The sequence below is a fragment of the Levilactobacillus wangkuiensis genome, assembly GCF_016861605.1.
In the GTDB taxonomy this organism is placed as follows: Bacteria; Bacillota; Bacilli; order Lactobacillales; family Lactobacillaceae; genus Levilactobacillus; species Levilactobacillus wangkuiensis.
This window is the reverse complement of record NZ_BOLM01000012.1, coordinates 42621-63618: the sequence shown is the minus strand read 5'-3', so window position 1 is coordinate 63618 and position 20998 is coordinate 42621. Positions and strand designations below refer to the sequence as shown.

The 20998-nt window shown below is 52.1% G+C and carries 19 protein-coding genes; 3 read left to right on the top strand and 16 right to left on the bottom strand.

Annotated elements, in window-relative coordinates; translation table 11 throughout:
- Window positions 1-810, top strand: a complete 810-nt coding sequence (gene yidA, locus JUF13_RS09625) for a sugar-phosphatase (RefSeq protein WP_203639472.1) — start codon at window positions 1-3, stop codon at window positions 808-810.
- A 160-nt stretch (window positions 811-970) separates the two neighbouring features.
- Entirely contained in the window at window positions 971-1387 is a 417-nt protein-coding gene (locus tag JUF13_RS09620; RefSeq protein ID WP_203639470.1) for a MerR family transcriptional regulator, read from the top strand.
- Window positions 1388-1480: 93 nt separating this feature from the next.
- On the opposite strand, the gene JUF13_RS09615 is transcribed toward JUF13_RS09620, so the two are convergent.
- The 3 genes from JUF13_RS09615 to vprA all read right to left on the bottom strand — a co-directional run bounded on the left by JUF13_RS09615 (window position 1481) and on the right by vprA (window position 4010).
- Complete coding sequence (locus JUF13_RS09615; RefSeq protein ID WP_203639468.1) at window positions 1481-1774, bottom strand: HigA family addiction module antitoxin; 294 nt, start codon at window positions 1772-1774, stop codon at window positions 1481-1483.
- Window positions 1775-1974: 200 nt separating this feature from the next.
- Window positions 1975-2532 (bottom strand): NADPH-dependent FMN reductase, encoded by a 558-nt coding sequence (locus JUF13_RS09610; RefSeq protein ID WP_203639466.1) that lies wholly within the window; start codon window positions 2530-2532, stop codon window positions 1975-1977.
- Window positions 2532-4010, bottom strand: a complete 1479-nt coding sequence (vprA, locus tag JUF13_RS09605) for a vinyl phenol reductase (protein WP_203639464.1) — start codon at window positions 4008-4010, stop codon at window positions 2532-2534. The genes JUF13_RS09610 and vprA overlap by 1 nt, the downstream gene beginning before the upstream one ends.
- 168 nt (window positions 4011-4178) lie before the next feature.
- On the opposite strand from vprA, the gene JUF13_RS09600 reads away from it, so the two are divergent.
- On the top strand, window positions 4179-5075 hold the full coding sequence (locus JUF13_RS09600) for a LysR family transcriptional regulator (protein ID WP_203639462.1): 897 nt from the start codon (window positions 4179-4181) through the stop codon (window positions 5073-5075).
- Between the two features lie 109 nt (window positions 5076-5184).
- Here the strand turns inward: JUF13_RS09600 and JUF13_RS09595 are convergent, their stop codons facing one another.
- The 13 genes from JUF13_RS09595 to JUF13_RS09535 all read right to left on the bottom strand — a co-directional run bounded on the left by JUF13_RS09595 (window position 5185) and on the right by JUF13_RS09535 (window position 19983).
- A complete protein-coding gene (locus JUF13_RS09595) occupies window positions 5185-5538 on the bottom strand; it encodes a DUF3899 domain-containing protein (RefSeq protein ID WP_203639460.1) in 354 nt (117 codons plus the stop codon).
- A 433-nt stretch (window positions 5539-5971) separates the two neighbouring features.
- Complete coding sequence (locus tag JUF13_RS09590; RefSeq protein WP_203639458.1) at window positions 5972-6952, bottom strand: ribose-phosphate diphosphokinase; 981 nt, start codon at window positions 6950-6952, stop codon at window positions 5972-5974.
- An 83-nt stretch (window positions 6953-7035) separates the two neighbouring features.
- Window positions 7036-8415, bottom strand: a complete 1380-nt coding sequence (glmU, locus tag JUF13_RS09585) for a bifunctional UDP-N-acetylglucosamine diphosphorylase/glucosamine-1-phosphate N-acetyltransferase GlmU (protein ID WP_125765472.1) — start codon at window positions 8413-8415, stop codon at window positions 7036-7038.
- Between the two features lie 16 nt (window positions 8416-8431).
- Window positions 8432-9271: a pur operon repressor gene (purR, locus tag JUF13_RS09580; RefSeq protein WP_125765471.1), complete on the bottom strand. Its 840-nt coding sequence runs from the start codon at window positions 9269-9271 to the stop codon at window positions 8432-8434.
- A 984-nt stretch (window positions 9272-10255) separates the two neighbouring features.
- Window positions 10256-11053, bottom strand: a complete 798-nt coding sequence (locus JUF13_RS09575) for a metal ABC transporter permease (RefSeq protein WP_203639456.1) — start codon at window positions 11051-11053, stop codon at window positions 10256-10258.
- Window positions 11046-11747, bottom strand: a complete 702-nt coding sequence (locus JUF13_RS09570) for a metal ABC transporter ATP-binding protein (protein WP_203639455.1) — start codon at window positions 11745-11747, stop codon at window positions 11046-11048. Before JUF13_RS09570 ends, JUF13_RS09575 begins: the two co-directional genes overlap by 8 nt.
- Window positions 11747-12673, bottom strand: a complete 927-nt coding sequence (locus JUF13_RS09565) for a metal ABC transporter solute-binding protein, Zn/Mn family (RefSeq protein ID WP_203639454.1) — start codon at window positions 12671-12673, stop codon at window positions 11747-11749. The genes JUF13_RS09570 and JUF13_RS09565 overlap by 1 nt, the downstream gene beginning before the upstream one ends.
- 645 nt (window positions 12674-13318) lie before the next feature.
- On the bottom strand, window positions 13319-14566 hold the full coding sequence (locus JUF13_RS09560) for an MFS transporter (RefSeq protein WP_203639453.1): 1248 nt from the start codon (window positions 14564-14566) through the stop codon (window positions 13319-13321).
- 289 nt (window positions 14567-14855) lie between these two features.
- Complete coding sequence (locus JUF13_RS09555; RefSeq protein WP_203639452.1) at window positions 14856-15776, bottom strand: dihydroorotate dehydrogenase; 921 nt, start codon at window positions 15774-15776, stop codon at window positions 14856-14858.
- 186 nt (window positions 15777-15962) lie between these two features.
- Window positions 15963-16895, bottom strand: a complete 933-nt coding sequence (locus tag JUF13_RS09550) for an alpha/beta hydrolase (protein ID WP_203639451.1) — start codon at window positions 16893-16895, stop codon at window positions 15963-15965.
- Between the two features lie 486 nt (window positions 16896-17381).
- Window positions 17382-17573, bottom strand: a complete 192-nt coding sequence (locus tag JUF13_RS09545) for a hypothetical protein (RefSeq protein WP_203639450.1) — start codon at window positions 17571-17573, stop codon at window positions 17382-17384.
- 66 nt (window positions 17574-17639) lie between these two features.
- The gene (locus tag JUF13_RS09540; RefSeq protein ID WP_203639448.1) at window positions 17640-18524 is read right to left on the bottom strand and encodes an ROK family protein; all 885 of its coding nucleotides are present in this window, start codon (window positions 18522-18524) and stop codon (window positions 17640-17642) included.
- Window positions 18508-19983, bottom strand: coding sequence for a 6-phospho-beta-glucosidase (locus JUF13_RS09535; RefSeq protein ID WP_308439870.1), 1476 nt, complete (start codon window positions 19981-19983; stop codon window positions 18508-18510). The genes JUF13_RS09540 and JUF13_RS09535 overlap by 17 nt, the downstream gene beginning before the upstream one ends.
- Between the last annotated feature and the right edge of the window lie 1015 nt (window positions 19984-20998).

Here is a 20998-nt window from a genome sequence, read left to right as displayed (position 1 = left end):
ATGACCATCAAATTAATTGCGATTGACATCGACGGCACGCTACTCAACGAAAAGAACGAGCTGGCCCAAGAAACGATTGACGCCGTACAAGCGGCTAAAGCCCAAGGCATCAAGGTCGTTCTGTGCACCGGCCGGCCCTTGACCGGTGTCCAACCTTACCTCGACGCCATGGGAATCAGCGGTGACGACCAATACGCCATCACCTTTAATGGTTCCGTCGCCCAAACAATTTCGGGTAAGGTCCTCACCAATCATTCATTGACCTATGACGACTACATTGACCTGGAAAGCTTGTCCCGCAAGCTGCAATCGCATTTCCAAATTGAAACACCCGACTACATCTACACGGCCAACAAAAATATTAGCGCCTACACCATTGCGGAAAGCTACTTGGTCCGGATGTTGATTCGGTACCGCGAAGTCAGTGAGACCCCTCGCAACCTGACGATTTCTAAGGCCATGTTTGTTGACGACCCCGCCGTGATTGACCGGGTTAAGGCCAACATGCCCCAGAGTTTTAAGGAGCGCTTCAGCGTGGTCCAAAGTGCGCCCTACTTTATTGAAGTCATGAACAATCATGCCAGCAAGGGCGGCACCCTGGGCGAACTGGTTACCCAGTTGGGGCTGACCGCTGACGACGTGATGACCTTAGGTGACCAAGGCAACGACCTGACCATGATCAAATACGCTGGTTTAGGGGTCGCCATGGGCAATGCCATCGACGAGGTCAAGGAAGCGGCCCAAGCGGTCACCCTGACGAACGCCGAAAATGGTGTTGCTGCCGCCATTCGGAAGTATGCCCTACAGTAAAACTAATCTGACCCGTTATCGACTTACCCGCTAAGCGGATAAGTCGATTTTTTAATTAACTCACCGAACCTCGGTTAAAATCCCGATTCAGGTAGCATTTCTTAACCCTATCATTAACTCACGTGGTAATCTTGTCGCAATCAGAGGAGATGAATGGCTTATGAATATAAAAGAATTCGCTGAAAAGGTGGATTGTCATCCAGACACCCTGCGCTTTTACGAGAAGATGGGCATTCTTGTGCCGGGTCGCACCAACGGCAATTACCGCCAATACACGGTCGAAGACCTCACCACCTACCGCATCATCCATAGTCTCAAACGTGCAGGCCTACCTTTGGATGAAATCCAAGACATCCTCCACCTACGCTCGGCCAATGTCTGTGCCACCTGCTGTGCCGATACCCTCCGGTTCATCACGGGAAAGCACGCGCAGTTCATTGATAACCAACATTTTTACGCCGAACTCGCCGTCTTGACCGACCAAATGGCTGAGGCCCTCACGACCTCCACCCTATCCAAGAGTGAACTAGACGCCATGATCGAAGAGATTGGTGAGTTGGACGATCAAGTCGTTTAACCCAAGACCGTGGCCCGTGCCGCGAGGAGATAGCCGCTATGCTGCAACCCTGATATCGGAGTGTCCATCGGGAAGCTCCGATTTTTTGTTGGCTTATTTTTTCAAATGCTGGGGCATTTCACGGCCATGCTGCTTGAAATATTGGTAGTTTTTATCCAGTCGCAACCAGAATCCCGGTTCCATAGCGATGACGGTCGCCAATTTTTCTGCAAAGGCCACAGTTATCCGTGCATCCCCGCTTAGAACCGCCGCAACGTAATCGGGTGATATAGCTGTTCGCCGGGCCAATTCGCCTGGTGAAATGCCCAAAGCCGCTAATGATTCCGCCAATATCTCCCCTGGTTTTGACACATAGTCCCGATTCAGAGGGAACCCTTTTCTGCTCAATATGGAAGCCTCCTTCAACCTGCCTACAAATACTGTTATATCACCAATCTGTTCTGGTGTATGGCCTACTATATCAGAACAAGCGTTCGTTGAATAGTGGGATCGTATTGGCTATCAAACTAGTTAAGCCCCTGGACGACCACGAAAAAAGGACACCCCCTAACTGGAAGTGTCCCGCATAACTGATCTATTTAATTTGCCTATTCAGCCGGAACTAACCGGTGTGCTTGAATAAACTGCTGGAACGTTTCGAAACACGTCGTCAAAAATTTCAGTGTCCGGTCGTCGGTTAACTGACCTGCTTCGTTGAATTGTTGTTTCGCGAAGCCCATCATAAATTGATTTCCTGACAGAACGTGCGCGTTCAACCCAGGGGAATTTAAGATTTCTCGTAACTGCGTTTGGGCGAATGACGTCCCCTGTTGACCAAGTGACGCGCCGACCACCATCACGGGCTTATCCGCAAAGGGGTGTGCCGCGTAGGACAGCCATTCCAAACAATTCTTGAGGCTGGCTGGAATCGAGTGGTCATATTCTGGTGTCGCAATGACCACGCCGTCTGCCGCCGCAATCTTATCTGCCATGGCAACGACACACGCCGGCGTTGGTTGGGCCGTTGATTCGTTGAATAAAGGCAGCTCTTTAATTTCCTGGACCTCAATCGTCACGTCCGTCGTAAAATGCTGGGCCATGAACTGTAGTAATAAGCGATTGTAAGAGAAGTCGGCGTTGTTCCCAACTAAACCAATAATTTTCATTAGGCTGTCTCCTCTGCCACTTTCAAATAGCTGGCAATGCTTTGCCCGGCATTTCGCCCTGAATAGAAAGCGTAACCCACGCACGTCCCTGGCATGTTCGGACCATAGGTGTCCCCAACCAAACCAGAGGAATCATTTCCGGCCGCGTACAGTCCGGGAATCACTTGGCCCTCATTATCCAAAACTTCATTTTCTGGCGTCACTTGTAGACCACCCATCGTACAGAAAGCCCCCGTGTTCAGCTTGAAGCCGTAGTAAGGTCCTTGGTTGACCGGCACCAGGTAGGCCGCGTCCTTCCCAAACAAATCATCTTCGCCCTTTTCGGCTGATTGGTTGTATTGGTGAATCGTCTGGCTAAGTTGGGCAACAGGCATCCCCATCTTCTCGGCCAACTCTTCTAACGTGTCCGCCTTGAAAATGAATGGCTTGTCAGCGGCGACAGCGGCATCAATTTCGTCTTGGAGCTTCGTCATCTTTTCACCACGCTTAACGTAAACGCCTAAGCCCATGAAGTTTCCTTCAGTTGCCATCCGGTCGATGACGCCTTGATCCAGAATACTGTAGACGGCGTTTTGGGTGTACATGGCGTTACCCGCGTAGGAGAAGTTGTAAACGACACTTTCATCAACGAAACGTTCACCCTTTTCGTTGACCCATAGCAAAGGTTGTTGGCCGGCTGCAGCGTTCATTTGTGAGCCCATGAACTTGAATGAAGGTTCGTCCGGATCTTTCAAGTAGCCGCCAAAAAGCATTGCAGTCCCCGTACCAGAAGGCTTAGCGCCCGCGTCCCAGGCCATTTGTAACCCATCGCCGGTTCCTTTACCAGAACTAACGGGAATTAACCGGTCCGTGTCGTAAGCCGTCAACTCTGACATCATCTTAGGATTGTTGAGGTAACCACCAGTGGCCATGACAACTGCGGGTGTTTGGATCTCAACGACTTTACCAGAATCTTCATCCTTCACATCAACGGCCGTGATTTCACCGTTGTCATTACGATGCAGGCCCTGTGCTGAAGTTGACGTTAAGATTTCGACACCAGCTTCTTCCGCCTTAGGTTGCAGGGCACCATGGATGACTTGGTTCCCCATCCCCTTGTAAATGTGCCAGGTGGCTTCACCGTCGCCCATTGCTTGAACACCTTCGTACTCAACGCCTTGGTCGGCTAACCATTGCACGTTGTCGGCACTAGCATCGACGTACTTCCGCCAAATTCTGGAATCGGCCTTGTACTTGGAGTAGGCAACTTCTTCCTTTAAGACTTCCGTCCCAGAAACGTGAATGCCAGCGTCCTTCTGTAAGTAAGAATCAACGGCGAACAAGCCTTCCGTATAGTTACTGCTTCCACCAGTCGTGTGACCCTTTTCCAGCAATAAAACCTTAAGGCCTTGTTGCGCAGCGGTCAAAGCGGCTGACATACCGGCAGCACCGGTACCAGCAACGACAACATCATAACTTTTTTCATTTGGGATAGACATCATTATTCCTCCATCTTGTTAGTGAATTTTTACACAATAAGTTATAAAAAAATATCGGTTGAACTAATTGATTAACGAATGACTTCATTCTAACCTGTTAATATATGTTAATATAGTCACAAAAGAATTCGTCAGGCGAACCAAATAAGCCCCCTAGGAGGAACCATCGTGGATTTAGAACACCTTCACTTATTTCTCGAAGTCGCGCAATACGGCAGTTTCAAGCAGGTTGCCGACCGGCACTTCATCTCGCAACGGGCCGTCTCCAAACAGATTCGGCAACTTGAGTCCGAACTAGGCGTCACCCTCTTTCAACGCAAAGCTAATGCCATTACGCTTAATACCCAGGGACAATTCTTCTGGGCGGAGGCGCAAGACATTGTGAATCATTATAACAATGCCGTTCACGAGCTTCACGGACTGGACCGACTCACCAGCCAAACGCTACAGATTGGTTACTTCTCCATTTTTGAGAGTCACCTGCTTACGGCTGATATGCGAACCCTAAAGCAATCGCATCCCGACGTTCACGTCACCGTTCGTGAGGAAAGCAATGAACACCTAATCAAGAGCATTCACCGGGGTTCTTTGGACATTGCCTACTCGATTGCCTACGGAAACGCCACCCTTCCAGAAACAACCGGTCTCACCGTACTCCCCGTCTTCACCGGCGAAATGGTCTTGGGCCTCGGCCGGGATAACCCCCTCGCCCAACAAGCTAAGATCAACGTGGCCGACCTGCAGGAAACACCGATTTTATACTACAGCCCGGAAAGCTCAACTTTTCTGTTGGAAAGCTTTCTCGCTAGCCTGCCTCAGGGTCAACAGGCTGACCATGTGTTACGCGTATCCAGCATTGAACAAATGCAATTGCTGGTAGCCCTCAATCAAGCCGTGGCATTCTATCCGGCCGGGCTCTTAGAAAATGGACCCGCTGACACCCCGGACATCGTTTACCGGCCCTTTGCCCTTGACTCGCAACAATATCAAATCGTCATGGTCTATGATCCCAAAAATAAAAATCCGGCTTTGCACGACCTCTTACGCCTCAAGCAAACCAACTAAACTGACTTTGCCAAAATCGCCAACTATTTGGGCGATTTTTTATTTTGCCAGAAATTTTCGTCAAAAAAAGAGCCCTCAGTCATCACGACCACGGACTCTTCAAAGTAAGTTAAATTGTAAAAACGACCCCTAAAATCAGGTAACAGGCGCCACTAACCAGTCCGAAGCGGGCCAACGTGTTGACCACGATGGGCGCATTTTTAGTACTAGCAACTTGCCGCACCGGCACCTTTTCACCTGGCAGTGGCTCAACCTTTTCCTTGCGATGCCAGAGATGCCGCCACCCGGTAAACAAGTGCCCTTTAGCCAAAACGCAAATGCCACCAAACATGATGAGTAACAGGCCCACCATGAACAAGAGGTTCCCAATGACCATAAACGATTGGCCTAAAATTTTCATGACTAACGCAACTAACAGCCCCGCCGCTACGGTTCCGGTTGCCGCTCTTTTCCAGTTTTTCATTCGCTTCATCCTTTGATTTGACTTGGTTATTTGATGATTTTTCGGTTGGGTGGTGCTGGTTTTGGTTAATATTATACCCGTTTATTTCGTTAAATTGGTTCTGTGTAGAACTGTTCCGGTACTGGCGGACTTTGAAACGTGCTCCACGAGCCAGGTCCCTGCGCTTAACCCCGACTAAACAATGACCCAAGTATTTCGTCTAGATTGCTTTAGTGCTTTGGACTTGTTCTCCACGGCACTATCCCGGTACTGGCAGCCTCCGAAACGTGCTACGCGGGGCAACTGGTTCCGCTTAACACCGTAACGGAAACGCTCCAAGCCCGGGGTCATTCCCGTTACGCCGTTAATGCTCGCCAGTTAAACGCCCCGCTCCGCACTCTAAAAAAGACCCAAGCCACGCACCACCGCGCCACTTGAGTCTCTCCGTATCTTTTTATTGTTCGTGACTCCGGAAACGGTTCTTGAACAATGGGCTGACTGGCCGGTTTTCGTTGATTCGCTTGATGGCTTGACCAATCAGCGGACCGACTGAAATTTGTTCGATCTTATCGATTTGCTTGTCGGCGGTCAATTGAATGGAATCCGTCACAACCAATTTCTTGATTGGTGACTTCTCGATTCGTTCAATGGCTGGCCCAGACAAGACTGGGTGGGTACAGCTAGCGTAGACTTCCTTGGCGCCCGCATCCATTAAGGCTTGCGAACCCAAAGTAATCGTCCCGGCCGTATCGATCATATCATCGATCATGATGCAACGTTTGCCTTTGACATCACCGATGATGTTCATGATTTCAGCCACGTTCGCCTTTGGCCGCCGCTTGTCGATAATGGCAATTGGGGCCTTCAAGAATTCAGCTAATGCCCGTGCCCGCGTCACACCACCATGGTCAGGTGACACAACAACAGCATCTTCAGCCAAACCACTGTTGATGAAGTAGTCCGCTAACAGCGGTGCGCCCATCAAATGGTCAACTGGCACGTCGAAGAATCCTTGAATTTGGGCGGCATGCAGGTCTAATGCTAAAACCCGGGTCACACCGGCCGTTTGTAACATGTTAGCGACTAATTTCGCCGTGATTGGTTCGCGGGAACGCGCTTTACGATCTTGCCGCGCGTAGCCGTAGTACGGAATGACCACGTTGATGGTAGCCGCACTTGCCCGTCGTAACGCATCGATCATGATCAACAGTTCCATCAAATTGTCGTTGACGGGTGCTGACGTGGACTGAATCACGTAAACGTGACTGCCCCGCACACTCTGTTCGATGTTAATTCGAATTTCGCCGTCGCTGAATCGGTCCACCGAGGTTTTCCCTAATTCGACACCAACTTCGTTAGCAATTTTTTCTGCCAACGGTTTGTTGGAGTTCAACGCAAAAATCTTTAGTTTAGGGTCAAAATATTGCGTAGCCATAATTTCCTCCAATAGCCTATAGTCTGCCTGAATTTCCTACAACAATTTTATGCTATCGGGTCGGGAAACACAAGACCTTCGGCTTAATCTTCGCCACGATATGGCAGTTTTTGATAATAATTAGGCTTATTTGTCTGCCGTTCCCGGGCAATTGCCATGTCGTATTTATTTACGGCGTCGGTAATCGTCGAACCGGCAGCGATGAAACTGTGATCCGCCACGTCCAATGGCGCAACCAAGTTCGAGTTAGACCCGATGAAGGCGTCGTCGCCCACCACCGTCTCGTGCTTGTTCTTGCCGTCGTAGTTGACGAAGACCACGCCACAACCAACGTTGATGTTCTTGCCCAGCTTGGCGTTCCCCACGTAAGTCAGGTGCCCCACCTTGGTGCCTTCACCAATCGTGGCCTTCTTCACTTCGACAAAATTGCCGAGGTGAACCTTTGGCCCGATGTGTGATTCTGGCCGCAAATGACTGTTAGGGCCAATGTTTGAGCCCGCTGCCATGTCGGAATCTTCTAACAGAGAAGACGTGACCGTCACGTGGTCGGCCAATTTGGCATTCCGTAATTCAGAGTGCGCACCGATGTAGCAGTCGTCGCCAATCACCGTGTCGCCCTTTAACAGCACGCCAGGCTCGATGATGGTGTCAGAACCAATCTTCACGCCGGCATCAATGTAGGTCGTCTCTGGGTCGATCAAGGTAACCCCGTTGCGCATGTGGGCTTCGTTGATCCGCTTACGCATGATCTTCGTCGCTGCAGACAAGGCAACCCGGTCGTTAACCCCCATGGATTCATCGAAGTCAGCCATTTGGTAAGCGGCCACGATGTCTCCCTGACGCTTTAAGATTTCAATGACATCGGTCAGGTAGTATTCACCCTGCGCGTTGTCGTTAGAGGTTTCGTGAAGCGCCTTGAACAACTTTTGGTTGTCGAAAACGTAAACCCCGGTGTTAATTTCGTGAATTTCTTGTTCTTCGGAGCTGGCATCCTTTTGTTCCACAATCTTCTCGACGATACCGATGTTGTTGCGGACAATCCGGCCGTAACCGGTAGGATCTGGCGCAATGGAGGTCAAAATGGTGGCCGCCGCGTGCTTAGCTTCGTGGTAGGCGAAGAGGTCATCGAAGGTCTCTGCCCGGAATAAAGGCGTATCCCCACTAACAATCAGCGTGGTGCCTTCTTCATCCTTGAGCATCGGTTCCGTCTGTAAGACCGCGTGCCCAGTTCCCATTTGCTTGGCTTGCAGCGCGTATTGCGTCCGTTTGCCCAGCGTGGCTTCCACGTCGTCGGCACCGTAGCCCACGACCGTCACGATTTTATCCATCTTGGTCTGCTCGACCTGGGTCAACACGTGGTCAACCATCGCCTTCCCACATACCTGATGCAACACTTTGTACAGCTTCGACTTCATCCGGGTGCCCTTGCCGGCAGCGAGGATAATGGTATTTCTGGTAGTCATTCCAAATATCTCCTAGCTAATTTAATTGGGAATTTTCGTCGCCAAAGATTTGGGTCAAGTAGTTCCCTTGTGAAACGCGAATCTGTTCGTCCGCCGTCTGAATCTTCAATAACGACGTGTACTTGCTAACGGTCCGTTGCCCGGCAAAATCGCCTTCGGCAAAGACGGCCACGCCAGCCAATTGTGAATCGAATTCATCGACCAAGGAGCGCAGACCACCAACGGTCCCGCCACCCTTCATGTAATCGTCGACGATCAACACGCGTGAGTTTGGCTTCACACTGCGCTTCGACAGGGCCATCCGCTCGATGCGCTTGGTTGAGCCGGACACGTAGTTCACACTGACGGTCGAGCCTTCCGTGATTTGTGAATCATGACGCACGATGACAAATGGCACGTTCAGGTAGTTGGCAACACTCTGTGCCAACGGAATTCCCTTCGTGGCAACCGTCACAACGACGTCCACATTTTGATTCAAGTACTGGGTCGCTAAGATCCGCCCAATCTGACGCAAAGCTGAGGGCCGCCCCAGGATATCGGACATGTAAACGTAGCCCCCTGGCAGGTAGCGGTCAGCTTCGGACAGTTCGGTCCGCATTTCATCAACAAATTGTTCGGCTTCTTCCCGCAAAATGTAGGGAATGAATCGCGCCCCACCGGCAGCGCCGGGAACCGTCTCCAAGAGACCCGTCCCCCGTGCTTGGAAGGTGCGTTTCAAAATGGTCAGGTCTTCACTAATGGAAGACTTAGCCGACTCGTAGCGCGCTGCAAAAAATGTCAATGAGACTAATTGATGCGGCCGTTCCAACAAATACCGGGTCATATCAACCAACCGGTCACTTCTTCTGACTTTCAACTTCTTCACCTCAACTATTTCTTTAGAGTTAATTGTAAAGCCAATTTTAGCATAAATGTTCGGGTTTTTCGTTACATTTTCGTGAGAATTCACATTACTTGCGGAAATTTAAGAAATCGGGTGGATATTTTCCATGTTTTTGACGATTTTGTTGGGTGATTGGTCTACGCCACCTTCCAAATTACTGGACTGACTGTTAAGTTCGTTCCCGACGGCGGGTTCAAGCAGCCCTGCTGTGGGGCCGGTTCCAGCCTGTGAAGCGGGCTTCCACCTCAACTTTGAGCCAAAAAGCGGTCTCAAAGGTTGTCCCGCGGGCTAAGCTGAGTGGGAAACCTCAGCTAAGACCGCCGACACAGCTGGTCTGCTTGACCCGCCTCTGGTCACTGACAGTTGTCTTTGTGATTTTAGGTGGGGTTGATTCCCAGGTTGTTGATTAGCTTTTGTAAATTGTAAGTTTGATTCGCCGTCAAAATTTTTAGCTGATTTGTGATTAATAGCGTCCTCGAAAAAAGAGCTGACCGGTTTGGCCAACTCTTTGGTTTTAACTTAATTTATTTGGTTGCTCCATAGATAGAAATTGGATTGCTTTGTCCTAGTTTGGAAATGAGTTTCAGCCCGAGAGCTACGTTCAATTCAGACTAAGCAATGACCCAAGCATTCCATCCAGATTGTTTTAAATCATTTCTCTGGTTCTACACGGAACACCTTTCGGTCCTGGCGTCCTCTGAAACGTGTTCCGTGGGGCAACTGGTTCCGCTTAACAGCGTAACGAAAACGACCCAAGCCTCAGACTTCACCCTAAACTTAGACTTACTTAGTTCGTTAATCTTGTTCTACACGGAACATCTTTCGGTCCTGGCGTCCTCTGAAACGTGCTACACGAGCCAGACTCCTGCGCTTAACCCGGCTAAGAAAATATCCCAGGCCCGGGGATATTCCCTTAGCCACGTTAATGCTCAGAGTCTAAGCGGCTCGTTCCGCACTCTATTCCGCTGTCTGCAGCTTCTGCCAGCCCAACGCCAAGAAGTAAAAAACGGCTTCAATGGCGGCGATGAAGAACGAAACCGGGTAGTTGGTCACGTAACTCAGCGTTAAGCCTGCCCAGACACCAATCAAGGCTAAGCCGACCGCTAAGATCATCATGCCACCTACCGTGTGGGCGAAGTATTTCGCCGTTGCGGCTGGTAATGTCAACAGGATGAAAATCAACAGGGAACCCACGATTTGGGCCGCGACACTGACACTCAGCGCGACCAGAACCAAGAACGTGATGGACAGTGTGTTGGTCCACAGTCCCTTGACCCGGGCACCGGTGTGGTCGAACGAATCAAATTTCAGGAACCGGTAAATCACGAACACGATGATCAGGACCAGTATCGACAGCCACAACATTTGCTGGACATCACTGGCACTGATGCCGATGACGCTCCCGAACAGGATGCTGGTGGCGTAGCTCGCGTTTTTGTTGGCGAGTGACAGGAACAAAATTCCTAACCCAATAAACAGTGCGGAAATGGCACTGGTGGCCGCTTCACGCCGTTCACTGCGGGCACTCAACTGACCCACGATGACCGAGCTGATGACCGTGAACAGGAGCATCCCATTCAGTGGTGCCCACCCAGCGAAGACCCCGAAGGCCGCGCCGGAGAAGCCAATTTCAGACAACGTATGCGTCAAGAATGACATGTTCCGGGCAATCACGAAGACGCCCATGATACCGCAGATGATGGCGATGATGGTGCCGGCCGCGAAGGCGTTGCGCATAAATTCATAACTAAACATTCTTCTCGCCCTCCCAGACCTTTTCCTGCGTCAAGCCACTGATGGGGCCCTGTTCGGCGCCGGCTGGCGTTAACATCAGGTATTGCGAACTATACTTACGGGCCATCGGAATATCATGCGTCACGAAGAGCACGGTCAGATGGAGCCGCTGATTCAACTCGATGACCAGGTCCAGCAACTCGGTCTTGGTAACCGGGTCCAGACTGGCCGTCGATTCGTCTAAAATCAACAGGTTCGGCGATTCCACCAACGCCTGCGCGAGGTAGGCCTTCTGCCGCTCCCCGCCGGACGCCTGGCCGATTGGCCGCTTTGCCAATTTCGTCAGTCCCGTTTCCGCTAAAATGTGTTCGATTTCCACGTGCTCCTTGCGGGACAACCACGGCCACTTCCAGCCGGTCAGGTTGAGCCCCACGAAGTCCTTGATAGTCAAGGGATAATCGCTGTCGATGTTGCGAAATTGCGGGACGTAACCGATCTTCACCCCACCGGCATTGGGCAGGTAGGAGACCTTCCCCGTCGTTGGGTGTAATTGGTGTAGGATGGCGCGCATCAGCGTAGTCTTCCCGACCCCATTTTTCCCGACAATGCTCCAGAACTCCCCCTGATGAATCGTCAGGTTAAGGTCGGTGAACACCGGGTGATTGGGGAAAGTCACGCCTAAATTTTCAAGTTTTAAAATGGCTGGTTCCGTCATTAGCGATTCTCCTCCTGAATCCGTTGGACCTGGCGATACTGTTGCAGCATCCAGGTTCGGTACGTTTGGTGGGTCGGCATGGTCTCCGTCACCTGGACCACGGGCACGTGGTACTTATGGGCGAGCTGGACCATGGCGGTCACGTTTTTGCTGGAGTTTTGGGTATTCTCCACGAAAAAGGCAATTTGATGGTGCTTGATTTGCTTCTGTAATTGGGTGATGTCGGCCGGAGTCGGGTCACTGTCCTCCTCGATGGATTGGGCAAAATGACCGTCGCTGACCTGATAGCCCATCGCAGTCAACGCCAGATCAAAGACCGGCTCACTCACGGCAACCTTCTGGCCATGGGCCTGGCGCTTGATTTGCTTGGCCGTTTTCGTTAACACGGCCAGTTGCTTCTCGTAGGCGGCGCCGCGGCGTTTGAAATCGGCTGCGTGCTTAGGTGAGATGCGGCTGAACTGGGTAACCAACCGCTGCGTGACCTGCATCATCACGGTCGGGTCCGACCACAGATGGGGATTGTCCCCCGTGGCCTTGCCCATGAGTTTGCCAATCGACAAGGTCTGCGTCCCAGAGCCCTCATTGGCGGCCACCACGCGGTCCATCCAGCTGTCATAGCCCAGACCATTCTCAACCACCACGTTGGCCTTAGCGACCAGCTTAGCCGTCTTCACGTCCGGCTCATAACTCTCGGCGTCGATGCTGGGACTGTTGATAATCGTGTGGACGTTGCCTTGCTCACCTAAAATGGCTTCCGCCGCCTCGCCATAAAAGCCCAGCGTCGCCACCACGTTGATTTTGCCGGACTGCTTGGGCTGGGTCGTCGCTTGGCACCCCGCCAAGGTGAAAACCGCCACCAAACTGACCACCAGTGCTAGCCACCGGTGGCCTTTCAGTCGTCCTATTTGTTTTCGCAAGTCCGTCATCCCCATCTTTACTTCATTTTTTATATTCGTTACTTTGTCGTTAACATTGATCACCACTGGAAACCAGATATAACTTGGTCGCCTCCGGCCTCCAGGGATTCCGCCTGCTGTGGGGCCCGGTTCCAGCCAAAGAGCGGGCTTCCACCTCGCTTGAAAGCCTGCCAAAGTTCAGCAGTCTCTCAAGTCGTCCCATGCTGTAAACGGCCAAAGGACAGCCGTTAACACCATCGACACAGCTGACTCCATCCCTGGCTGCCTGCGGCTACGGTGGTGCACCAATCAAGAAACAGCGTCAAGTGTCGCTTAAACTCTGGCGCTATTCTTCACCATTAGGTCGGAAACACTAGGCAACGTGTAGGCAAACTAACTATTCGCATGATTATTATTCTGACATGAATAGGCATACTAACCAGAACGTTTAAACACACATATTTTTATGTAAACAGTAATGATTACCGTTTAGTAGTTTACCAGAAATTGAAAACTTGTCAACAGCTTTCGAGCGACGGGGTGGAAACTTTGCACAAATGTAAAAAGCCAGCCCAGTTGGTGGACTGACTCGGTGATTACTCTATAGAAGAATTCTGCTAATCTGACCACTCAAAACCAAGCACACCTACTGAGGGTTCCTTGAACTGAGCGTACCTAAACCGTCTCTGCTGGCTTGGTTGATTTACCGGTCAATAAAATCGCCGTCCCCAGCACCAAAATCATAATCGACACCCAGTACGCGGCGGCTGGCGAAACCGCGTTGTAAATCAAAACGATGCCGACACTCCCGACCGGTGCGGCTACCGTGACCAGCGAACTGACCGTGCCGAAGATGGTTCCCACCAAGTTCTGGTCGGCAATACTAATTACCTGCGCATAGAGTTTGGGGTTCATGTTGCCCAAGCCAAACGCAATGGCGAACATCAAAATCGCCAGTAGCGCATAATTTTGAATCCATAAGAAATTCAGGTAAAGGACGACCATCACCGCAATCGTTTCCACCATCACTAGCTTGAACGACTGGCGGTCAAGAAACTTCAACCGCAGCGTACTGCCCAATACAGTACCAATGACAAACAAAATGTTCACAATCAAAATGGCAACGCCAAACGGCAGCCCAGTTGCTTTACCCTGATCCAACAAGTAGAGGTTAATCACTGCATCCACACTAGCCCCCACTGCATTGACAATCACCACTGCCACTAATAGACGGATGATGCTGACTCCTGAAGACTGGCCTAAAATCGTACTCATTTTTTGCCACAGGCTGGGGCCCTTCACCGTCTCAGTCTGCGGTTGTGGAATAACAGCCGGTGCGATGTGAATGGCCCGCCGCCCAATGAAGAGAATCAGCGCTGCAATAAGAAATGTCCCAGCATTAATCAAAGCAGCCAGCGCGTAATCATGCGTCGCTGCGAGCACGAAAACCCCAATCGACTGGCCAACCGGTTGTAAGAGAGAAGCAATACTCTGGTTTAACCCTAAAACTTGCTGGCGGTCATCTCTGGCTACCCGTTCGCGAATAACTGGCAAACGTAGACTGCTACTCAGAAATCCCAAACAATCCGAGACTAAGTTAATGGCCACGACAACCGTAAAGACCACCAGTGTGCGTGCATCAATCACCAGGGCCAATACCAGATACAACCCGGCTTGAATCACCTTGGTCAAAACCAGCATACGATCTTTGTGGATGACATGATCCGCTAAAAAGCCAATCACAAATCCCAGAGTCCCTGGCACCACGGTGGCAATCGAAACAACTGACACCATAATCGCTGGATTAGCGTAGGTCTTCGCATACGTCAGTAAAACAATATTGAAGATACTAACCCCTAAGGTTTCAAAGATATTCGCCAAGGATAGAACCTCGACCGATCTGTTCTTTAAGACATTAATCATACGCACCATCCTCAGGTTCTGTTATTCTCATTTTCATTTCGTCTGCGACTTGTATCTTAGAACCACAATTCATAGTTTTAACGCGCAATCGCAGCATTTGTTAAGATAAAAATTTATAAACATTAACTCAGTGTAAGCCTTAGTTCATTAAAAAACAATGAGACATGTTCTAATCTTTCCGATTGTTATATAAATAACCTTTTCGCAACGCCACGCAAATTCTATTTTTTTCGCAAATTAAAAAGTGGTCTCAGAAATTCTGAAGATTTCTGAGACCACTGCCTTATTTTCATCTAATTTTCTGTTCCCGCGTCAACGTCATCAGGTCTGGCAAGTGATATTTCGCCAGCGTTGTCGGTAATGCCCGGGCAATGTCGCGACAGGCGCAGGGGTTGCCGTACGTGGCCGCCCCGACCTGCACGGCGTTGGCACCCGCCAGGAAGAATTCGATAGCGTCTTCCGGCCGCATGACGCCGCCGACCCCAATGATGGGCACGTCCGTCACGGCGCGCACCTGGTGAACCATGCGGACGGCTAAGGGATGAATTGCCGCGCCAGACAAGCCACCCGTGCCGTTACTCAGGGTCGGTTGCCGCGTGGTTAAATCCAGTTGGAGCCCAGTCAGCGTATTGATCATCGTCAGGCCACTGGCCCCACCCGCGACCGCTGCCTGGGCGATTACCGTGATGTCCGTCACGTTCGGCGTTAATTTAACGTAGACCGGCTTCGTTGCCACCGCCACCACTTGGGCGACCAGATTTTGGACCAACTCGGGATCCGTGCCAAAGGCTAATCCACCGGCCGCCACGTTGGGACAGGAAATGTTGATCTCCAAGGCGTGCACGTTGGACGCTTGGGTCAGCCGTTGGGCCACCGCCACGTACTCGGTAAACGTGCTGCCGGCCACGCTGCCAATGATGGGCAGGTCTGGGTAGTGCGTGGCCAACCACGGTAAGCGGTCCGCCATCACGGCTTCAATGCCCGGATTGGTCAGACCGATGGCGTTCATCCACCCCGCCGGCGTTTCCGTCACGTTGGGCTTGGGGTTGCCAGTTCGAGGTTCTAACGTCGTGGATTTAATCACGAGCGCCCCTAGTTCATTCAAATCAAACTGTTGGGCCAGGCCTTGACCGTAAGCCGCCGTCCCACTCGCTGGGATGATGGGGTTCTTCAAATCAAGCCCGGGTAACTGCACACTAATTGTCGACATAATATCCTCCCGTGATACGTTAATGTCTTGCTGAAAACGTTTGGCCGGTCTCACTGGACCTCGAACCAAACTGAAATTAAATTAATCGTAGAATACCGCCGAAAGGGGTGCGCGTCAACCCAAAATTTGATGGCAAAAAGGACGTGCTCCCCTAACAACGGGCAAACACGTCCAACACAAATTTTTCTATTTAATATATGGGGCTAAGAAATCCGCGACCAAGTGGTCATAGGCCACCGGATCATCCTCCCGCGTCGCAATGTGGGCGGCATCCGGGTCCCGGTATTTCTGCTTGGGACCGGCCGCTGCTTGGTAAAGTAAGTCCAAATTTTCAATCGGCACGGTCTCATCCTTAGCGCCCTGAATCAGGAGTAGGGGGATCTGACTCTTCTTCAGCTGCCCGGCAATGTCGCCGTCCGCCAAGCGGTAATCACCCAACCGGGAATACTGGTCGGCAATCGCTAGCGTTGGCTGGGTCGGCACGTGAAATTCGTGCCGCATCCGGAAACGGGCCTCGCCCAAGACAGACGCGTAGCCCGAGTCAGCGATGATGGCCTTGACGTTGGCCGGCAGGTTCTCCCCGGCAGTGGCCATGACGGTCGCTGCGCCCATGGAGATGCCCAGCATGACAATTTGACTGTCGTTCCCATTCTGTGCGATCACCTGGTTGATCCAGCCCTGATAATCGTGCCGGTCCGTCCAACCATAGCCAATCGTGTGACCGTCACTTTCGCCATGTGCCCGAGCATCCGGCATCAAAACTGCGTAACCCCAGTCATGAAAGGCGCGCGCCCAGGGAATCATCTGTTCCCGAGCGTGACCGAGCCCGTGGGCCAGGATAGCGACCTTGGTCGTCGGCTGGTCCGCCGCAATCCAGCTCGCGCGTAAACACAGGCCGTCTTGACTGGTCTGCGTCCACTCAACCGGATTGTGCCGCAAGTACCACACGTTGTCGGCCGCCGTATTTTCACTGATGGCCCGTTCCTTTGACTGTTGCCGGCTACGGGCATAGGACCGCGTGGCCGATAAATACAGGCCGGCCGCGGCACCCAACACGCTCACGGCCCCCACCGCAGACAGTGCGGCCACGCCACCAACGACCTTTTGCCAAGTCTTCATCATCACTACCCCATTTCTACTTAATACGGGCGAAATTGATGTTGTCTTCGAAATCGTGAAATGAATTGTGGTGGCTTGCCGTTCCCGGCGGCGGCCTCAAGATGCCCTACTGTGGGGAACGGTTCCGGCCTGGGGAGCGGTCCTGCACCTCGCCTGAAAGCCTGGAAAACCACCAGTCTCTCAGGTCGTCCCGTGCTCTAGACTGAGAAAATCACTCAGTCAAGACCACCGACACAGCTGGTCACCTTGGTCCGCCTCTGGTCACTCACACGGACCTGCCCAATTCATTCACGATTTCTACGATCAACGCCTGTTTCTCCCGCGTCGCTCATTCAAGTCATTGGTCCAATTTTTGTTGCCTTTATTGATTAATCACATGTCTGTAATTTCAACAATCCCTGGCCAATGTTCTACCCTTACTGTACCGAAAATTTGTCGCTGGTGCCACTAATTCACTTGAAAAAATAGGGTGAGTTGTCTCCTTAACTATTTCGTCTCAGTACTCGCTAACTGGCTTTTGACAAAGGCAGTTAGGTCGGGAACTGCTTTTTCCGTGTTGATTTGCGCGTACAGGGTCTTAATGAGATCTTCCATCGTCAAGTCATTGGCCTCGAGAATGCAATCTACCTTGTCAGCTAACTGCTTATCTATCAATAGGTTCAGGCTATCCACAGCCATAATGCTCACCTCCATCGAGACTATGCGCGACTTCGGTGACCAATACAAGCTTTCAATCTTGTTAACTTATTCACCCATTTCCAAATAAAACTGCCGGACGGCCCCAATCAAATTGGCATCGTTTAAGAATAAACAAGGCCGAACATCAGCGGTTAGCGCGGCACGCTGTTGGTGCATCAGGTGCTGGATTCGCCGCTGCAGGTCGGCCACGAATCCCGGTCGGGCCGAGATGCCGCCACCAATCAACAGGCGTTGCGGGTTCAGCCCCACGTAGAGGTTGTAGGCCCCCAGACTCAACCAATTCAATAAATCGCCAACGCACTGTTGGGCCAGCGTATCACCGTTGTTGGCCAGGTCAAAGACGTCCTCCGCGGTCATGGCCGTGGGCAACTCACGCAACCGCTGATAGCGCTGGGCCATTCGCACGGGACTGCCCAGCTGACTCAACGTTTCGTTGGCCGGGGTCATCACCATGTAGCCGAACTCCCCAGCAAAGTGGTCTTGGCCCGTGATCAGCTCGCCGTTACGTGTCACGGCCCCACCGACCCCGGTGCCAACGATTAGAAACAGCGTGTCGGTCACGTCCTTGGCATTTCCCCGCCAGGCCTCAGCCAGCGCGGCACAGTTGGCATCATTTTGAATCGTCACCGGTACACCCAAGGCCGTTCGTAGCGTTGCCTTGATGGGGAAATCATTCAGGTAGTCCACGGCGCTGGTCCCGGAAATTTTCCCGACCACGGTATCAACACCACCGGGCAAGCTCACCGCCACCCCAGCAAACGGTAACTTAAAGCTGGCTTTGACGGCCGTTAATTTGGCCAAAAGTTCCGGCCAACTGGCGGGCGTGTCAAAGCGATTCTTCTGCCGCAACTGGTCGTCCGCCCACACGCCGTATTTGACGGTCGTACCGCCGATATCAATCACCAGTAGTGGTTCAGTCTGGTTGGTCATCTGCGTCACCCACCGTCATCTCAAGGTCCGCGCCATTGGTCGCAATCACGCGTTGATACCAGTAGAAGGAATCTTTACGGTAGCGTGCCAAACTCCCGCTGCCATCGTCGTTGCGGTCCACGTAAATGAAGCCGTAACGTTTGGACAACTGCCCGGTGCTAGCCGATACGATGTCGATAGCGCTCCAAGGCGTATAGCCCATGACGTCCACACCATCCTCGTTGATGGCCAGCGCCATTTGGGCAATGTGGTCATGCAGGTAATCAATCCGGTACTGGTCGTGCACCTGGTGGTCGGCGGTCAGTTCATCGATGGCGCCAATCCCATTTTCCACGACAAACAGTGGTAGGTGGTAGCGGTCGTTCATCCAGTTCAGGGCATAGCGCAGCCCTTGTGGGTCCACTTGCCAACCCCAATCCGATTGCGGGACAAACTGGTTCGTCACTAAATCAGTGGCCTCATTATAGGAAAATTGGTCATCCTCATGGTCGCTGGCCTGCGTGGCAAACGACATGTAGTAGCTGAAGCCCAGGTAGTCGACCGTCCCCTTCTTCAGGTTCGCCAGGTCGGCCGCCGTGATGTCGAGGTCAAACTGCTTGCTCTGGAAATACTGCGATAGCCAGGTTGGATACTGCCCCTCGACCTGCACGTCCGAGAACCAGAACCGTGCCTGCATCGCGCGTTGGGCCTTGAAGACGTCGCGTGGCTTGTCACTGGCCGGATAAACGGGCGAGAAGGCCACCATCGCGCCAATTTGAAAACCGGGATTGATGCTGTGACCAATCTGCACGGCCAAGGAACTGGCAACAACCTCGTAGTGTGCAGCCTGGTACATCACGGCCTCGGCATCCTCACCGGGTTGGGCCTGAATCCCCGAGTTGGTGAACAGCGTAAAGGCCCGGTCATAGTTCGTTTGGTTATTGATTTCGTTAAACGTCAGCCAGTAGGTCACCTTGTCTTGGTAACGGGTGAAGACGGCGCGAGCAAAGCGGGTGAAAAATTCAATCGTTTTGCGACTCCGGAAGCCACCGTATTCGGTCACCAAGTGGTAAGGCATTTCAAAGTGGGACAGGGTCACGACGGGTTCGATCTCATACTTATGGCATTCATCAAAGAGCCGGTCGTAAAAAGCTAGCCCCTCCTCGTTGGGTTCCAATTCGTCCCCCTGCGGAAAGATCCGCGACCAAGCAATCGAGGTCCGGAAACTCTTAAAGCCCATTTCGGCAAACAGCTTCACGTCCTCGGGATAGCGGTGGTAGAAGTCCACGGCCTCATGATTGGGGTAAAACTCCCCCGCTTGGACGCCAGCCGTGATACGCCGTTCGTCGCGGTTCCCTGCCGCAGTCATGACATCGGCCACGCTGAGTCCCTTGCCACCAGTATCGTAAGCGCCTTCAACTTGGTGTGCCGCAACGGCACCGCCCCATAGGAATCCAGCTGGAAAACGTTTCTTCGTCAAAATAATTTCCTCCTTGAGTGTCTTTTGTTTTTACATAGTTATATTGTCTTTTACTGCCGCCTTACCGGGCGGGAAAAATGAGACCGGTTCGCGGTGGGCAGGGCGCCCGAAGCCAAAGAGCGGTCTTCGCGCTTGCTTTGAACCTCTGAGAACCGAGTTTCAAAGGCACCATTTCACTCACGCCAGTCCCTGCCGTGAGTGAAATCCCACGGCTGGGCTCATTTTTCCCGCCCTCACGGCTACGGTGGTGCTTATAGGTTAAAACGGCTGGCGGAAATTATTTTCACGCCTATCTTTGGTCAGCACCCATCCGGCTTGCAAATACTTACGCAAATGTGGTGAAACTAAGCGTAATCAGCCGTTCCCGGCGGCGGGCTCAAAACGCCCTGCTATGGGGCCGGTCCCAGCCTGAAAAGCGGTCTGGAACCTCGACTTGAAACCTCGCTAAAAACCGCGAGTTTCCAAGGTCGTCCCGTGCTCTAAACTGAGAAACCCACTCAGTTAAGACCACCGACACAGCTGGACATTTTGGCCCGCCTCTGGTCACTCACATGGACACCTGACTTTCACCTTGTCTTCCGAAGGTCTCATTTTCCACTCAATCACAGCAACACATTAATTAACTAATCTGATGTACCGGTTCACAATTATTTAAACCATTCAAGACGCAACCACCAGCCAAAACGGCACATCCAGAACCCACCCCAACTGGTTGGCCCCCAACCACCAGACTGGTCGGGCCACCATCAAGAGCCGGAGGTAGCTGGGTACGTAGTCTTCTGTGTCGATGGTGTTAGTCCGGGCGAACTTTCCCGGGCTTACAGCATGGGACGTGTTTGGAGACGGCGGGCTTCCGGCTTCAAACCGAGCTGGAGGACCGCTTCTCAGGCCGCAAGCGTGCCCCACAGAAGGCGGAGTCCCCAGAGGCCGTAGGCGGCAAATCACCCATAACCCCATCCCCAAACCAGTCCAAAAAGAAAAGTGGCCCAGCAAACCCAAGGAATGAGCTTGCGGA

Excerpts from the sequence above, each read along its gene's own strand:
- yidA (WP_203639472.1), top strand. The coding sequence starts at position 1 with ATGACCATCAAATTAATTGCGATTGACATCGACGGCACGCTACTCAAC.
- JUF13_RS09620 (WP_203639470.1), top strand. The coding sequence starts at position 971 with ATGAATATAAAAGAATTCGCTGAAAAGGTGGATTGTCATCCAGACACC.
- JUF13_RS09610 (WP_203639466.1), bottom strand. The coding sequence starts at position 2,532 with ATGAAAATTATTGGTTTAGTTGGGAACAACGCCGACTTCTCTTACAAT.
- vprA (WP_203639464.1), bottom strand. The coding sequence starts at position 4,010 with ATGTCTATCCCAAATGAAAAAAGTTATGATGTTGTCGTTGCTGGTACC.
- JUF13_RS09595 (WP_203639460.1), bottom strand. The coding sequence starts at position 5,538 with ATGAAAAACTGGAAAAGAGCGGCAACCGGAACCGTAGCGGCGGGGCTG.
- JUF13_RS09590 (WP_203639458.1), bottom strand. The coding sequence starts at position 6,952 with ATGGCTACGCAATATTTTGACCCTAAACTAAAGATTTTTGCGTTGAAC.
- glmU (WP_125765472.1), bottom strand. The coding sequence starts at position 8,415 with ATGACTACCAGAAATACCATTATCCTCGCTGCCGGCAAGGGCACCCGG.
- JUF13_RS09575 (WP_203639456.1), bottom strand. The coding sequence starts at position 11,053 with ATGTTTAGTTATGAATTTATGCGCAACGCCTTCGCGGCCGGCACCATC.
- JUF13_RS09570 (WP_203639455.1), bottom strand. The coding sequence starts at position 11,747 with ATGACGGAACCAGCCATTTTAAAACTTGAAAATTTAGGCGTGACTTTC.
- JUF13_RS09565 (WP_203639454.1), bottom strand. The coding sequence starts at position 12,673 with ATGACGGACTTGCGAAAACAAATAGGACGACTGAAAGGCCACCGGTGG.
- JUF13_RS09560 (WP_203639453.1), bottom strand. The coding sequence starts at position 14,566 with ATGATTAATGTCTTAAAGAACAGATCGGTCGAGGTTCTATCCTTGGCG.
- JUF13_RS09555 (WP_203639452.1), bottom strand. The coding sequence starts at position 15,776 with ATGTCGACAATTAGTGTGCAGTTACCCGGGCTTGATTTGAAGAACCCC.
- JUF13_RS09550 (WP_203639451.1), bottom strand. The coding sequence starts at position 16,895 with ATGAAGACTTGGCAAAAGGTCGTTGGTGGCGTGGCCGCACTGTCTGCG.
- JUF13_RS09545 (WP_203639450.1), bottom strand. The coding sequence starts at position 17,573 with ATGGCTGTGGATAGCCTGAACCTATTGATAGATAAGCAGTTAGCTGAC.
- JUF13_RS09540 (WP_203639448.1), bottom strand. The coding sequence starts at position 18,524 with ATGACCAACCAGACTGAACCACTACTGGTGATTGATATCGGCGGTACG.